This window comes from Nocardia sp. CA-119907, assembly GCF_050955995.1.
Classification (GTDB): Bacteria; Actinomycetota; Actinomycetes; order Mycobacteriales; family Mycobacteriaceae; genus Nocardia.
This window is the reverse complement of sequence record NZ_CP192091.1, coordinates 8,384,845-8,398,929: the sequence shown is the minus strand read 5'-3', so window position 1 is coordinate 8,398,929 and position 14,085 is coordinate 8,384,845. Positions and strand designations below refer to the sequence as shown.

Genomic DNA, 14,085 nt, shown 5'->3' with positions numbered 1-14,085 from the left:
GGGTGAGCTATGTCCGATTCTTGGCCGAGGCGTCGACTGCTCGCGATCCTACGTGGCGCCAGCGAACCTCTCGACGCCCAAGAACTGGCCAGAATCACCGGACAGCACGTCACCACGGTTCGGTTCCATCTGGATGTACTCACCAGAGAATCGCTGGTACGGCAGTTCCAGCAGCCCCCGCGCGGCCGCGGCCGTCCGCGCATCGGCTATAGCGCGGTTCAGCGATCGGTCGGTTATCAGGAGCTGGCCCAGGTACTGGCCGATCAGCTCGGCCCCGATCCACGGCGCCGCTCCGAGGCGGCCATCGCCGCCGGCCGCGCCTGGGGCGCCAAGCTCGACGCGGGCGATCATGCGGTCGAATCGCTGGAGGACGCCAAGGAAGTCACCATCACGCTGCTGTCCGAGCTCGGCTTCGCCCCGGAACGCGATCCGGCCGCCGAGACCAACGAGCAGGTGCTGATCCGGCTGACCGCCTGCCCGCTGCGTGAACTCGCGCGCACCCACTCCGAAGTGGTGTGCGGTGTGCATCTGGGCCTGATCAAGGAGGTCCTCGACCGCAATGGCGCGCGCGGCGAGGTGAATGTCCGGCTGCACCCTTTCGTCGAGCCGGAGCTCTGTGTGGTCCGGTTGGAGCTCATGGCCCAGGAAGCCCGGCGCGACCAGGGCGTACCGCGGGAGCCGGAGCACGACCGCGAGGTGGCGCCGGTATCGATCGGCGCGGAACCCGGGGCGGAGCCGCGGCTGGGCCCCGGCGAGCCGCGGATCGCGCCGCCGTCAGCGGGCCGAATGGCTCCACAGCTGCGCAATGCCGACCCCAACGTCGGCAAGCAGTCGGCGCAGCAGTGGTAGTCCGATTCCGATAACGCTCGATGGATCGCCATCGATGCGGTCGACGAACCAACCGCCCATGCCGTCGAGTGTGAACGCGCCAGCCACCTGCAAGGGCTCACCGGTCGCGATGTAGGCGTCCAGCTCCTCGGGGTCGGGTTTGGCGAAATGCACTGTGGTGGAACTGCAATCGACGGATTCGGCGATGACCTCGCCGTCCCGCAGCCGCAGTACGCAGTGGCCGGTGATGAGATCGGCGCTGCGCCCGGCCATGTCGGCCCAACGCGAGCGCGCCACTTCGGGCGTGTGCGGCTTGCCCTGTAACTCGCCGTCGACGAGCAGCATGGAATCGCAGCCGACCACGACGAAATCCGTGGCGAAGTCCGGAATCGTCGCGGCCACCGACCGGGCCTTGGCCCGCGCCAGCTCGACTACGACGACCTCGGGTGCCGTGCCGGGCGGCAGTGCCGCGGCAACGGCGTCCTCGTCGACATCGGAGATTCGGACGACGGGGTCGATGCCCGCCGAGCGCAGCACCTCGCGGCGGGCGGGCGAGGCGGAGGCGAGAACGAGTCTCGTCATCCGATCAGTCGCGCAGGTGTGACAGTTGTGGGAACGCGTACGGGGAGAACGGTGAGGTGCCGCGATGCATCAGCGTCGGGCGACCCCAGGTGTCGGACGGACCGGTCGGTCGGCTTCCGCTGGCGCTCTGCGCGGCCGCCGACAGTACACAGACGAGCGCCGCGACTTCCTCATCGGACGGCGCGCCCTTGATGACTCGAATGAACGGTTGCTCGGTCGCCTCGGCGGCCGGGTTCGTCGCGGGTGCGACAACCTCGACCACGTCCGCGATCGGGTCGACTGTGAGATCCAGTTCGGCGGCGGTCAACACGTCTTCTTCTGCCACGGTCGTCACAGTGCCAGATCCTCTCTCTATATCGATCGAGCCCATGCCCAACGCGATGTCATGTGGAGCAAGCGACCATCATCGTCGAATTCACTCATTGTGTCTCTACAACCAGTGTGCGCGGCCCATCGAGGCTATCGCTTGATCACAGCGGAATGTTGCCGTGCTTCTTCGGCGGCAGGGACACCATCTTGCGCTCGAGCAGACGCAGTGCCGAGACGATCTGGCCACGGGTGTGCGAGGGCGGAATGACCGCGTCCACATAACCGCGCTCGGCGGCGACGTAGGGGTTCACCAGGGTGTCCTCGTACTCGTTTTGCAGCTCCAGACGCAGCGCATCGACATCGTTTCCGCTCTTCGCGGCCTCTTGCAGCTGCTTGCGGTAGACGAAGCCGACCGCGCCCGAGGCGCCCATGACGGCGATCTGGGCGGTCGGCCACGCCAGGTTCACATCGGCGCCCATGTGCTTGGAACCCATGACGTCGTAGGCGCCGCCGTAGGCCTTGCGGGTGATGATGGTGATTTTGCCCACAGTGGCCTCGCCGTAGGCGTAGAGCAGCTTCGCGCCGCGCCGGATGATGCCGTTGTATTCCTGGCCGGTGCCGGGCAGGAAGCCGGGGACGTCCACGAGGGTGATGATCGGGACATTGAAGGCGTCGCAGGTGCGCACGAAGCGCGCGGCTTTTTCGGAGGCGTCGATATCGAGGCAGCCCGCGAACTGGGTGGGCTGGTTGGCGACGATGCCCACGCTGCGGCCGTCGATCCGGCCGAAGCCGACGATGACATTCATCGCGCGCTCGGCCTGCACCTCGAGGAATTCGTCGTCATCGAGCAGGCGACGGATGACCTCGTGCATGTCATAGGGCTGGTTCGGCGAATCCGGGATGATCGTGTCCAGCTCGAGGTCTTCCTCGGTGAGCGAATCCTCGATGGCGCCGGTGATCGGGTCGGTGGCCGGGAAGCGCGGCGCCTCGGCGCGGTTATTGCTCGGCAGGTAGCTGAGCAGGTCCTTGACGTAGTCGAGGGCGTCCTGCTCGCCGGAGGCGACATAGTGCGCGACACCGGACTTCGTCATATGCGTGTGCGCGCCACCCAGGTCCTCCATGGTGACGTCCTCACCGGTGACCGTCTTGATGACATCCGGGCCGGTGACGAACATCTGACTGGTGCCATCGACCATGACGACGAAGTCGGTCAGCGCGGGGGAGTAGACGTGGCCACCGGCGGCCGGGCCCATGATCAGCGAGATCTGCGGGATCACGCCGGAGGCCTGGATGTTGCGGTGGAAGATCTCGCCGTAGAGGCCGAGCGAGACGACGCCCTCCTGGATGCGCGCGCCGGCACCCTCGTTGATGCCGATCAGCGGCCGGCCCGTCTTGAGCGCCAGATCCATCACCTTGACGATCTTCTCGCCGTAGACCTCGCCGAGGCTGCCGCCGAAGACCGTGACGTCCTGGCTGAAGATGCACACGTCGCGGCCGTCGATGGTGCCGTAGCCGGTCACCACACCGTCGCCGAGCGGCCGGTTGTTCTCCAGGCCGAAGTTCACGCTGCGGTGGCGGGCCAGCGCGTCGAGTTCGACGAAGGAGCCCTCGTCCAGCAATGCGAGGATGCGCTCGCGGGCGGTCATCTTGCCCTTGGCGTGCACCTTGTCTACCGCGGCCTCACCCATGGGGTGCTGCGCCTCTTCCAGCCGATTACGCAGGTCAGCCAGCTTCCCAGCGGTGGTGTGGATATCGGGGGCGCCCGCCGATTCCGATGCGGGCTGCTGCTGGACACTCGTCATGGCTCCGGAGTGTAACCAGTGCCAGTGCTTCGCTCTAACCGAGTGCCGCTTACCGGTGAGTAGAAAACCCCAGCTAGATCATGTTCCGATACGCGAATGACCGCAAACTTCCTGGTTGATCAGCGAACCGGCGCAGGGCTTGTGCGATGTCCGGCGCCGCGAAAATCGGTGGCGGGTCGTTGTCGTGCCCAGATAGCCTGGGGGCGTCAGTAATTCGACTGAGGGGAGGTCCGAGAAATGTTCGATCGGAGGCAAGCGCTCACCGCGCGCACGGCGACCTGAGACGTACTGAACTGACCGAGGGGAGGGAAATTATGTGGGAGTGGAGTCGCAGGAGCGCCGAATACGCGTCGGCGGCGTCCTGGACCAGTTGGCAGACCGTGCACACCGAACCGACCGTGGTCGAGCCGGAGCACTGGGCCGAGGCCAACGAGTCCGTCACGGCGGAGGAGAGCTCCGCCATGGCGGAGTCCGTCGAATACGACCTCTGCGGATAGCTCCGACCCGCACGACCTGCCGCGGTGGCGACGGTGTGGACCTATCGCGGCGGGTCGGTGCGCACCGAGTAACCTGCCGGTGTGCACAGGCCACCATTGGATGCAGAGCAGTTGCGGCGCAGTCTCATCGAGTCACCCGAGCTGTCGTTCTTCTCTCACATCGATGTGGTGGAGTCGACCGGGTCCACCAATGCGGACCTGATCGCCCGGGCCGGGGACGCCGACGCCGATCGTGTGGTTCTGCTCGCGGAAACCCAAGAACAGGGCCGAGGGCGGCATGCCAGGACCTGGATCAGCCCGCCGCGCGCACAGATAGCGATGTCGCTGCTGGTGCGGCTGCGCGGTATCGAGCCGTCCGCGCTCGGCTGGCTGCCGCTGCTCACCGGCGTCGCGGTGGTGGACGCACTGCGCGCGACCGCCGGTGTGGACGCGAATCTGAAGTGGCCCAATGATGTGCTGATCGATGGTCGCAAAGTCGCGGGCATCCTGGCTGAAGTCGCCTCCGGTGGTGGGGCACCCGCCATCGTCGTCGGGGTCGGCCTGAACGTCGGTCTCACCGAGGCGGAACTGCCAGTGCCGCATGCCACTTCGCTCGCGCTCGCGGGCGCGAAGGTCACCGACCGCACCGAGCTCGTGCGGTCACTGCTGGCCGAATTCGCCCGCCGCTTCACCGCGTGGCGCGACGCCGGTTGGGCTACCACCGACCTGATCGGCGGCTACCGCGACCGGTGCGCCACCCTCGGCGCACTCGTGCGCGCCGAATTGCCGGGCGGCCAGACCATCGAGGGCATTGCCACCGACATCGACACCGCGGGCCGCCTCCTGATCGGCGACCACGCCGTCTCCGCGGCCGACGTCACCCATTTGCGCGCCGACTACTGAACCGCACCGCCTGAGATCCGCACCCTTGTGCAGAGGGCGGATCCCAACGAGGTGTGCGGCTGGCTGGGTCGGGACCTGTTGCGGGGCACCGATCTTCGTGTCGAGGGTTCGAGTCAGACGGGCTGCATGATGCCGCGGGCCGCTTCCCTGGCGAGCAAGCGGTCGCGCTGTTCTTCGAACTTGAGCACGTCCTTCGCCAACTTCTCCAGGAATGCGGCGAGTTCCTCGCGGGCCTGCTCGCCGCGCGGGCCGAAGTCGGTGCGGTCGAAGATGTTCCACTTCTTGAGCACCGGCTGCACCACCTCTTCGAGGTGCTGGCGCAGGTCGTAGATGCCGTGTTTGGCCATCAGCGCGCCATTGCGGCGGAAGTTCGGCATTCCGAAGCCGGGCATGATGAAGTTGGTGAGGATCGTGGTGACCGCGGCCATGGCCTGGTCGGGGACCAGGTCCAGACCCGCGCCGCACATATTGCGGTAGAAGATCATGTGCAGGTTCTCATCGGCGGCGATGCGCTGCAGCATGCGGTCGGCGATGGCGTCATCGCAGACCCTGCCGGTATTGCGGTGGCTGACCCGGGTGGCCAGCTCCTGGAAGGTCACGTACGCGACGTTCACCAGGAATCCGCCCCAGCCCCAGCCGTCGGCCGAGGGCACGCCGCGGGTCATATGGATCATGCGGGCCTGTTCGAGCGCGACCGGATCGACGCCGCGGGTGACCACGAGGTAGTCGCGCATGACGATGCCGTGCCGGTTCTCCTCGGCCGTCCAGCGCCCGACCCAGCTGCCCCAGGCGCCGTCCTGGGAGAAGTGCTCGGCGATCAGTCGGTGGTAGGAGGGCAGATTGTCCTCGGTGAGCAGATTGGTGATCATGGCGGCCTTGGCGACCTCGTTCAGTTTGGACTGCTCCGGCGCCCAGTCCACACCGCCCATCGCGGCGAAGTTGCGACCCTCGTCCCATGGGACGTAGTCGTGCGGATGCCAATCCTTGGCCAACGACAGGTGGCGGTTGAGATTCTGTTCGGCCACCGGTTCGAGTTCGGTCAGGATTTGCAGCTGGGTTAGATCCTTGGTCACACACGCCTCCAGGGTTCGTTATCGACGTCTTGTCAAGCCGGACTTGTCTTTTCACAGGCAGAGCATCGAGCAGAACAAAACGAGAGCGAGTCGAACGGGCAGAGCCGAGCCCCGGCCGGGTCGAGCGGCTGCCGTCGGGGCGAGGTTAGGTAGCGAAGCTGTGCCGAAACTCGAGCTGACTCGAGAAGGGCTCGAGCCACCGACGGCGCGAGGTGACGATTGTGCAGCACGGCACGCGTCGTTGTCCACGCTATCGGGCGTGTTCACGCGGTAGGGTTCCGTCATGGGTTATCCGGAGGAGGTGCTCGCCCCGGACGAGCAGTTGATACTCCATCGTCATCCGCATTGGAAAATGCTGTTCTGGCCGATCGTGACGCTCATCGTCGCGACCGCGCTCGCCGGATTCGCCGGGGGGTTCATCTCGCGCAAGGCCGAGGGCACGAGTCGTTCGATATTGCTGCTCGTGGTGCTCGTGGTTTGGCTCGGCATCCTCGTATGGCGTTGTGCCGCACCGGTTATCAGCTGGAAGTCGACGCATTTCATCGTGACCGACCGTCGGGTGCTGATCCGTCAGGGCGTGCTCACCCACACCGGCATCGATATCCCGATGAGCCGGATTTCGAGCGTGCAGTTCCGCCACGGTCTGTTCGACCGGCTGCTCGGCACCGGCACCCTGATCATCGGTTCGTCCTCGGAGGAACCGCTCGAATACGACGACATTCCGCAGGTGCAGCAGGTGCACGCCCTGCTGTACCACCAGGTATTCGAACAGTCGCGCGATAATCTGGGTCAATGACCGCCGTACTGCTGGCCGAAGACGATGAGGCCATCGCCGCACCGCTCTCGCGTGCGCTGGGGCGCGAGGGCTATTCGGTCACCGTCGAGCGTTTCGGGCCCGCGGTGCTGAAGCGAGCACTCGAGGGCGATCACGATCTGCTCATTCTCGATCTCGGCCTGCCCGGTATGGACGGACTCGAGGTATGCCGCCAGGTCCGTGCCCGTGGCGCCGACTTGGCCGTGCTCATGCTCACCGCGCGCACCGACGAGGTCGACTTCGTCGTCGGGTTGGACGCGGGCGCCGACGACTATGTCGGCAAACCGTTCCGGCTGGCCGAATTGCTCGCGCGGGTGCGAGCGCTGTTGCGGCGCAGTGGAATCGGTGACGAGGCCGTCGAGGTCGGCGGCATCCGGCTGGAGCCGGCGGCGCGTCGGGTGCTGGTCAACGGCGTCGAAGTCGGTTTGGCCAACAAGGAATACGAGTTGCTCAAGGTGCTGATCGATCGGGCGGGCCAAGTGGTCCCGCGCGAGACGATTCTGCGCGAGGTATGGGGCGACGCCGAGCTGCGTGGTTCCAAGACCTTGGATATGCACATGTCCTGGCTGCGCCGCAAGATCGGCGACGAGGGCCCGATGGCGGAGCGGCGCATTGTCACCGTGCGCGGGGTCGGCTTCCGTCTGAACACCGACTGATGGTGTGGCGCAACTGATATGAGACGCAGAATTCTGCGATCGATCCTCACCGTGCTGACCATCACCACGGTGGTGCTCGGGGTTCCGCTGATCTATACCGCGTGGCTGTGGGTCGAGGACATCACCCGCAACGACCTGGAGAACCGGCTGGAGCGGATCGCCGCCGAGATCATTGTCCAGGAACACGGTGACGGCATGGTGCTCGGCGAGCTCGACACCCGTTTGGTGCGGCCGCTGATCCCCAAGGACGGCAAGCTGACCATCATCTATCCGGCGCCGCAGGACAATGCGTCCCGGCTCGATATCGGTGCGGCAGAGATCGAAGACCCACTGGTCGAATCGCTGTCCATGGGTACAAAGGGGTCGCTGCGCTTGGAGATCCCGTCCGGACCCATGCATATGATGCAGATCCAGGCCGTCGCGGTGGTGGCCTTCGCGGTGCTCGCCTCGCTCGGCGCGGCGGTGTCGGTGGCGATGATCACCGCGCGCCGCGTTGCCGATCCGCTGCGTGATGTGGCGGCCAGGGCGGCACGGCTGGCCATGGGCGACTTCCGGCCGGATCCGCGTCGGCACGGGATCTCCGAACTGGACCGGGTCTCCGATGTGCTCGATTCGGCGACCGTCGAGATCGCCGGGCGGCTACAGCGCGAGCACGCACTGGTCGCCGATGTTTCGCATCAGCTGCGCAGCCGCCTGACCGCGGTGCGCCTGCGGCTGGACGAGCTGTCCGCGCACTCCGATCCGGCCGTCGTGCACGAGGCCGAGGAGGCGATGGCGCAGGTCGATCGGCTTACCGATGCCATCGATGATCTGGTCCGCGCCTCGCGCGACGAGGATGCCGCCGACCGCGATCCGGTGCCAGTGATGGATGAATTGCGCGGTGTCGTCGAGGAGTGGTCGCATCCGTTCACCGAGGCGGGCCGCACCCTGCGACTGATCGGTGACGAATCCCTGCGTGCCCCGATCACCGGATCCCGTCTGCGCGAATCACTGGCCGTCCTGGTCGACAATGCGCTGATGCACGGCGGCGGCACCTGCACGGTGTCGGTGCGCACCGTGCGCACGGTCAGCGATCGCGAGCCGCTGGTGGTCGTCGAGGTGGCCGATGAGGGCGATGGTGTGCGTGATGAACTCGCGCCGCACATCTTCGATCGCGGCTTCTCGGCGGGTGGATCCACCGGTGTCGGGCTGGCCCTGGCCAGGGCGCTCGTCGAGGCCGATGGTGGACGGCTGGAGTTGCAGCGGCGCCGGCCCGCGCTGTTCGCGATGTTCCTCGGATCCAGTGCGTCGCCGCCGCGCACATCCAATGGCGCGCAGGTGCCGGAGCCGCGCTAGCTGTGGCCGAGCTGCTCTTCCTCGAGCATCTCTTCGATTTCCTCGACGAGCTCACTGATCTCGTCCGGGAACACCCAGCGGCGCATCGCCCAGAAGCGGAAGGCCATCTGCAGCAGATTGCCGATGATGAAGGCGCTGATGAAGTCCGCGATGTTCTCGACGGTGAAGCTCACATCGGGTTGGCGCAGGTCGAAGACGTAGCTGGAGATCCAGAGCGGGATGAAGCTCAGTACCACCCCGACACCACTGACACCGAAGAACAGCAGCGCCTCGTGATGCTTCTCGCGTCCGCCGCGGTTCTTGAACGACCACTCGCGGTTGAGGATGTAGGAGCAGATGACCGCGATCACCCCGGAGATGATCTTCGCGGTGACCGGCTTGGTCTCCAGCACGGTCCACTTGAGCACGTAGAAGATGCCCGAGTCGATGATGAAGGTGGTGGCGCCGACGATGGCGAATTTGATCAGCTCGTGGTGGCGGTACGCGATCTCCCGCAGCGGTTTGGGGAGGACGTTGACCACGTCGTCGACGAATGACACAAGGCCCGAGTGTACCGGTACGAATCCCGGCCCTCGGACATGACAAGATTGCACGACGTGAGTGCCCACCGTTCGTTCGATCCCGCCGCCATGCCCACCGTCACCATGATCGGTGGTGGTCAGCTCGCGCGCATGACGCACCAGGCCGCCATCGCCTTGGGCCAGCGGCTACGGGTGCTCGCCGAGCGTCCGGACGACCCGGCCGCGCAGGTGAGCCCCGAGGTCGTGCTCGGCAGTCACACCGATCTGGCCGCGCTGCGCAAGGCCGCCGTCGGCTCGCACGCGCTCACCTTCGACCATGAGCACGTGCCGACCGAACATCTGGAGGCGTTGGTCGCCGAGGGTGTGAATGTGCAGCCGCCGCCGCGCGCACTGGTCTTCGCGCAGGACAAGCTCGCCATGCGGACCAAGCTGTCCGAACTCGGACTGCCGGTTCCCGCGTTCACCCCGGTCACCTCGGTGGCCGATGCGGTGCGGTTCGGTACCGAGCACGACTGGCGGGTGGTGCTGAAGGCGGTGCGCGGCGGTTACGACGGGCGCGGTGTCTGGATGCCGGAGTCGGCGGCCGAGGCCGAGACGATCGTGGCCGATCAGCTGGCGCACGGTGTGCAGCTGCTCATCGAGGCCAAGGTGGACCTGAAGCGCGAATTGTCGGCGATGGTGGCCCGTTCGCCGTTCGGTCAGGCCGCGACCTGGCCGGTGGTGGAGACGGTGCAGCGCAACGGCCAGTGCGCCGTGGTGATCGCGCCGGCGCCGGACCTGAGCGACGAACTCGCCACGCGGGCCGAGACGCTCGCGCTGAACCTGGCGAGCGAACTCGGCGTCGTCGGCGCGATGGCGGTCGAACTCTTCGAAACCAATGACGGCGCGATCCTGATCAATGAACTGGCCATGCGCCCGCACAACTCCGGGCACTGGGGCATGGACGGCGCGTGCACCGGCCAGTTCGAACAGCATCTGCGCGCGGTACTCGACTATCCGCTCGGTGATACCCGTCCGCTGGCACCGGTCACCGTGATGGCCAATATCCTCGGTGCGCCCGAGGCACCGACCATGTCGATGGACGAGCGGCTGCACCACCTCTTCGCCAGAATGCCGCAGGCGAAGGTGCATCTGTACGGCAAGAGCGAACGCCCGGATCGCAAGATCGGGCATATCAACGTGCTCGGCGACAATGTCGCCGTGGTGCGAGAACAGGCCGAGCGCGCGGCGCATTGGATGTCGTACGCGATGTGGACCGACGGATGGGACCCCCACGGTGAGTAATGCGCAAGTTGGCCTGATCATGGGCAGCGACTCCGACTGGCCGACCATGGAGGCTGCCGCAGTCGCCTTGGCGGAGTTCGACATTCGGTTCGAGGTCGGCGTCGTCTCGGCCCACCGCACCCCCCAGCGCATGCTCGACTACGCCCGCGAAGCGGCGGGCCGCGGCCTGCGGGTCATCATCGCGGGCGCGGGCGGCGCGGCCCACCTGCCCGGCATGGTCGCCTCCGCCACCGCGTTGCCCGTGATCGGCGTGCCCGTTCCCCTCAAATACCTCGACGGCATGGACTCGCTGCTGTCCATCGTGCAGATGCCCGCGGGCGTCCCGGTCGCCACCGTCTCCATCGGCGGCGCCCGTAATGCGGGCCTACTCGCCGTCCGTATCCTCGCCGCCCACGACCCCGCCCTGCGCACCCGCATGGAACAGTTCCAGGCCGGTCTCGAAACGATGGTCCTGGAGAAAGACGAAGCACTCCGCACCAAACTCCTGGGCTGACCGAGCCGGCCGCCCGGAGCGCGGCGACCGATTCCGTAATGCGTCCCGACCAGTCGAAATGTCGCTGGCCTCGAGCAGGTCGACCACATGCGGTCGCCAGAGCTCAGTACGGTGATCGGGTGGTGACTGGTGAGAGTGGGCGGCCGCGCAATGGCGACAATACGGCTCGGTTTCGGCTGACGGTCGTGGATCAGGCACTGCGGCTGTTCGCCGAGCAGGGGTATGAGGCGACGTCGGTGGATGAGATCGCGGAGGCGGCGGGGATTTCGCGGCGGACGTTCTTTCGGCAGTTCCGGTCGAAGGAAGACGTGATCTTCGCCGATCACGAATCGCAGTTGGCGCAGGCGGCGGAGTTCTTGGCGGCGGCGCAGGGTGATCCGTGGGAGGCGGTCTGTGCCGCGGTGGTGCAGGTATTCGAGCGGTTCACGCAGTGGCGCGAGATCGCCGAGCGGCGGTATCGGGTGGTACGGCGGGTGCCAGCGCTGCGCGAGCGCGAGATCGTGACCGTATTCCGGTACGAGCGGCTGTTCACCGACTATCTGCGTGAGCGGCTGCCCGAGGTGCCGGATCTGGCGCGGGTGCAGTTCACGGCCGCGGTGACGGCCACGCACAACTATCTTTTGCGGCGCATGGTGCGCGGTGAATCGGATGCGGGTGCGGCGGATCTGCGGGTGGAGCTGGCGGCGATTCCGCGCGGTGGCGGGCGTGGGCCGGGCGCCGGCGAACTGGTGGTGGCGGTGTTCCCGCGGGATATGCCGCCGAGGCAGGTCGCCGATCTGGTGATCCGGCAGCTCGATAGTTTGTGACAGGAATCACAGTATGCACTATCTGACACTCAGTGCCATGATGTAACCGCACTTGACGCCCCATTCTGGACGTACACTGGTCAGAAGATGGCACTGAGTGCCGAACGCTGGATATCGACCGGCACCATCGCGACCGACAAACCAGGAGTGTGCCCCCATGGCGGGAAATCCGGACTTCAATCTGTTCCAGTTGGAGGACTTCCACGACGAACTGCGTGCGGCCATCCGCGGACTGGCGGAGAAGGAAATCGCTCCCCACGCCAAGGACGTCGACGGCAACTCCCGCTTCCCGGAGGAGGCGCTCACCGCGCTGAACGCCGCGGGCTTCAACGCGGTGCACGTGCCGGAGGCCTACGGCGGCCAGGGTGCGGACTCGGTCGCCACCTGCATCGTGATCGAAGAGGTCGCCCGCGTCTGCGGTTCGTCCTCACTGATTCCGGCGGTCAACAAGCTCGGCACCATGGGCCTGATCCTCAACGGCTCCGAGGACCTCAAGCACAAGGTGCTGCCGGATATCGTCAACGGCGAGATGGCCTCCTACGCGCTGTCCGAGCGTGAGGCGGGCTCCGATGCCGCCGGTATGCGCACCCGCGCCAAGCAGGACGGCGACGACTGGGTCATCAACGGCTCCAAGTGTTGGATCACCAACGGCGGCAAGTCTTCCTGGTACACCGTGATGGCGGTGACCGATGCGGACAAGGGTGCCAACGGCATTTCGGCGTTCATGGTGCACAAGGACGACGAGGGCTTCGTGGTCGGCCCGCTCGAGCACAAGCTCGGCATCAAGGGATCGCCGACCGCCGAACTGTACTTCGAGAACTGCCGGGTGCCGGGTGACCGCATCATCGGCGCGCCGGGCACCGGTTTCAAGACCGCGCTGCAGACCCTCGACCACACCCGCCCGACCATCGGCGCGCAGGCCGTCGGCATCGCGCAGGGCGCGCTGGACGCCGCGATCGCATACACCAAGGACCGCAAGCAGTTCGGCACCGCGATCGCCGACTTCCAGAACACCCAGTTCATGCTCGCCGATATGGCGATGAAGATCGAGGCCGCCCGTCTCATGGTCTACACCTCGGCCGCCCGTGCCGAGCGTGGCGAGAAGAACCTCGGCTTCATCTCCGCCGCCGCCAAATGCTTCGCGTCGGATGTGGCCATGGAGGTCACCACCAACGCCGTGCAGCTCTTCGGCGGCGCGGGCTACACCACCGACTTCCCGGTGGAGCGGATGATGCGCGACGCGAAGATCACCCAGATCTACGAGGGCACCAACCAGATCCAGCGCGTCGTCATGTCGCGCGCGCTGCTGCGGGGCTGACAGCTCATACCGACCGGGTGTTCCATAATCTGCCGAGTATGGAACACCCGGTCTTTTTTATGCTCTCGTAGCCCCCAATAATTTGGGCGCGCTCTGGCGTCGAAATAAAATCGAAGCCGTTCGGTTGTTTGTTCGTGTCCACGCCAGTGGCGACTCGATGCATGGCCACCGCAGATAAAATATTCGGGAAAGAGATTCGGGCTGATTCGGCGGGCGTCGCTAGAAATTGGCACAGCCGCATCCGCCGGCCTGCGATGCGCTGAGCACGGCCTTTGTAGTTAGGTCGGATCCGACGGGCGAAGCGTTACGCTTTTTTGAGCTACATTTCATACAGAAGTTACCCAAGGAATTTGGGCGCCTTGTTACCTATTTAACCAGCCGCAAGAGGTGGATACTCTACTTCGTAAACAATACGAGGTGGGGTCATGATCAAGATCGTAAATGGACCGCGGTCGGGGATGAATTGGGTCCCGCTGTCCATGACCGAAATGCCATGTCCATTCACGCGAAACGCGATGGACGTGGTCCGAATGCGGGCCGAGGACTATTCGACGGCCGATAACCGGGATTTGGGCCGCGATGGGCCGGTCTGTCCGTATGTCGCACCGTCCATGCGCCGCGACCTGATGTGGGTCGGGCGGATTCCCGACGCGCGTCCGTGGCCGTCATTCGTTCGGCTGGTGCTCTCCGATGCGATGGAGCTGTACCGGACCCCGCCGCCCATCGAAGGTGGTGCGGCGGTACCGCGCACGCTGATCACGGTGTTGCCGGATCCGCAGGACTACAAGCTCGAGCTGGAGGAGGTAGCGATCGAAGCGCTCGCATGGACCAATGGAAAACCGATGTCCGCCGGTCCGCATCGAAGCGACTGATCCGGGCGGTTCG

The 14,085-nt window shown here is 65.9% G+C and carries 16 protein-coding genes; 11 read left to right on the top strand and 5 right to left on the bottom strand.

Annotated elements, in window-relative coordinates; genetic code table 11:
• The first annotated feature begins 9 nt into the window (after nt 1-9).
• The gene (locus ACQP2D_RS37960) at nt 10-849 is read left to right on the top strand and encodes a helix-turn-helix transcriptional regulator (RefSeq protein ID WP_433680736.1); all 840 of its coding nucleotides are present in this window, start codon (nt 10-12) and stop codon (nt 847-849) included.
• Here the strand turns inward: ACQP2D_RS37960 and ACQP2D_RS37955 are convergent.
• The 3 genes from ACQP2D_RS37955 to ACQP2D_RS37945 all read right to left on the bottom strand — a co-directional run bounded on the left by ACQP2D_RS37955 (nt 775) and on the right by ACQP2D_RS37945 (nt 3,521).
• Complete coding sequence (locus tag ACQP2D_RS37955; protein WP_433680735.1) at nt 775-1,410, bottom strand: Maf family protein; 636 nt, start codon at nt 1,408-1,410, stop codon at nt 775-777. The genes ACQP2D_RS37960 and ACQP2D_RS37955 overlap by 75 nt on opposite strands.
• A 4-nt stretch (nt 1,411-1,414) precedes the next feature.
• The gene (locus ACQP2D_RS37950) at nt 1,415-1,744 is read right to left on the bottom strand and encodes an acyl-CoA carboxylase subunit epsilon (RefSeq protein ID WP_433680734.1); all 330 of its coding nucleotides are present in this window, start codon (nt 1,742-1,744) and stop codon (nt 1,415-1,417) included.
• Nucleotides 1,745-1,880: 136 nt separating this feature from the next.
• Nucleotides 1,881-3,521 carry an acyl-CoA carboxylase subunit beta gene (locus tag ACQP2D_RS37945; RefSeq protein WP_433680733.1) on the bottom strand — a complete coding sequence of 547 codons (1,641 nt, stop codon included), beginning with the start codon at nt 3,519-3,521 and terminating at the stop codon, nt 1,881-1,883.
• Nucleotides 3,522-3,835: 314 nt separating this feature from the next.
• On the opposite strand from ACQP2D_RS37945, the gene ACQP2D_RS37940 reads away from it, so the two are divergent.
• A complete protein-coding gene (locus ACQP2D_RS37940; protein ID WP_433680732.1) occupies nt 3,836-4,018 on the top strand; it encodes a hypothetical protein in 183 nt (60 codons plus the stop codon).
• Nucleotides 4,019-4,099: 81 nt separating this feature from the next.
• Complete coding sequence (locus ACQP2D_RS37935; protein WP_433680731.1) at nt 4,100-4,900, top strand: biotin--[acetyl-CoA-carboxylase] ligase; 801 nt, start codon at nt 4,100-4,102, stop codon at nt 4,898-4,900.
• Nucleotides 4,901-5,013: 113 nt separating this feature from the next.
• Here ACQP2D_RS37935 and ACQP2D_RS37930 read toward each other — a convergent pair whose 3' ends face one another.
• On the bottom strand, nt 5,014-5,973 hold the full coding sequence (locus ACQP2D_RS37930; RefSeq protein ID WP_433680730.1) for an acyl-ACP desaturase: 960 nt from the start codon (nt 5,971-5,973) through the stop codon (nt 5,014-5,016).
• A gap of 283 nt (nt 5,974-6,256) precedes the next feature.
• Here ACQP2D_RS37930 and ACQP2D_RS37925 point away from each other — a divergent pair, with 283 nt between their 5' ends.
• The 3 genes from ACQP2D_RS37925 to ACQP2D_RS37915 are packed head-to-tail and all read left to right on the top strand — an operon-like array spanning nt 6,257 to nt 8,778.
• Nucleotides 6,257-6,769: a PH domain-containing protein gene (locus ACQP2D_RS37925; protein WP_433680729.1), complete on the top strand. Its 513-nt coding sequence runs from the start codon at nt 6,257-6,259 to the stop codon at nt 6,767-6,769.
• Nucleotides 6,766-7,443: a response regulator transcription factor gene (locus ACQP2D_RS37920; RefSeq protein WP_330252467.1), complete on the top strand. Its 678-nt coding sequence runs from the start codon at nt 6,766-6,768 to the stop codon at nt 7,441-7,443. Before ACQP2D_RS37925 ends, ACQP2D_RS37920 begins: the two co-directional genes overlap by 4 nt.
• 18 nt (nt 7,444-7,461) lie before the next feature.
• Nucleotides 7,462-8,778, top strand: a complete 1,317-nt coding sequence (locus ACQP2D_RS37915) for a sensor histidine kinase (RefSeq protein WP_433680728.1) — start codon at nt 7,462-7,464, stop codon at nt 8,776-8,778.
• Here ACQP2D_RS37915 and ACQP2D_RS37910 read toward each other — a convergent pair.
• Nucleotides 8,775-9,317: a GtrA family protein gene (locus tag ACQP2D_RS37910; RefSeq protein ID WP_433680727.1), complete on the bottom strand. Its 543-nt coding sequence runs from the start codon at nt 9,315-9,317 to the stop codon at nt 8,775-8,777. The genes ACQP2D_RS37915 and ACQP2D_RS37910 overlap by 4 nt on opposite strands.
• A 39-nt stretch (nt 9,318-9,356) precedes the next feature.
• Here ACQP2D_RS37910 and ACQP2D_RS37905 point away from each other — a divergent pair, with 39 nt between their 5' ends.
• From ACQP2D_RS37905 to ACQP2D_RS37885, 5 genes are all read left to right on the top strand, one after another.
• Entirely contained in the window at nt 9,357-10,583 is a 1,227-nt protein-coding gene (locus ACQP2D_RS37905) for a 5-(carboxyamino)imidazole ribonucleotide synthase (protein WP_433680726.1), read from the top strand.
• Nucleotides 10,576-11,076, top strand: coding sequence for a 5-(carboxyamino)imidazole ribonucleotide mutase (gene purE / locus ACQP2D_RS37900; protein ID WP_433680725.1), 501 nt, complete (start codon nt 10,576-10,578; stop codon nt 11,074-11,076). Before ACQP2D_RS37905 ends, purE begins: the two co-directional genes overlap by 8 nt.
• 122 nt (nt 11,077-11,198) lie before the next feature.
• Nucleotides 11,199-11,882: a TetR family transcriptional regulator gene (locus tag ACQP2D_RS37895; RefSeq protein ID WP_433685886.1), complete on the top strand. Its 684-nt coding sequence runs from the start codon at nt 11,199-11,201 to the stop codon at nt 11,880-11,882.
• 157 nt (nt 11,883-12,039) lie between these two features.
• On the top strand, nt 12,040-13,200 hold the full coding sequence (locus ACQP2D_RS37890) for an acyl-CoA dehydrogenase (RefSeq protein WP_433680724.1): 1,161 nt from the start codon (nt 12,040-12,042) through the stop codon (nt 13,198-13,200).
• Between the two features lie 425 nt (nt 13,201-13,625).
• Nucleotides 13,626-14,072, top strand: a complete 447-nt coding sequence (locus tag ACQP2D_RS37885; protein ID WP_433680723.1) for a DUF6875 domain-containing protein — start codon at nt 13,626-13,628, stop codon at nt 14,070-14,072.
• The last annotated feature ends 13 nt before the right edge of the window (nt 14,073-14,085 follow it).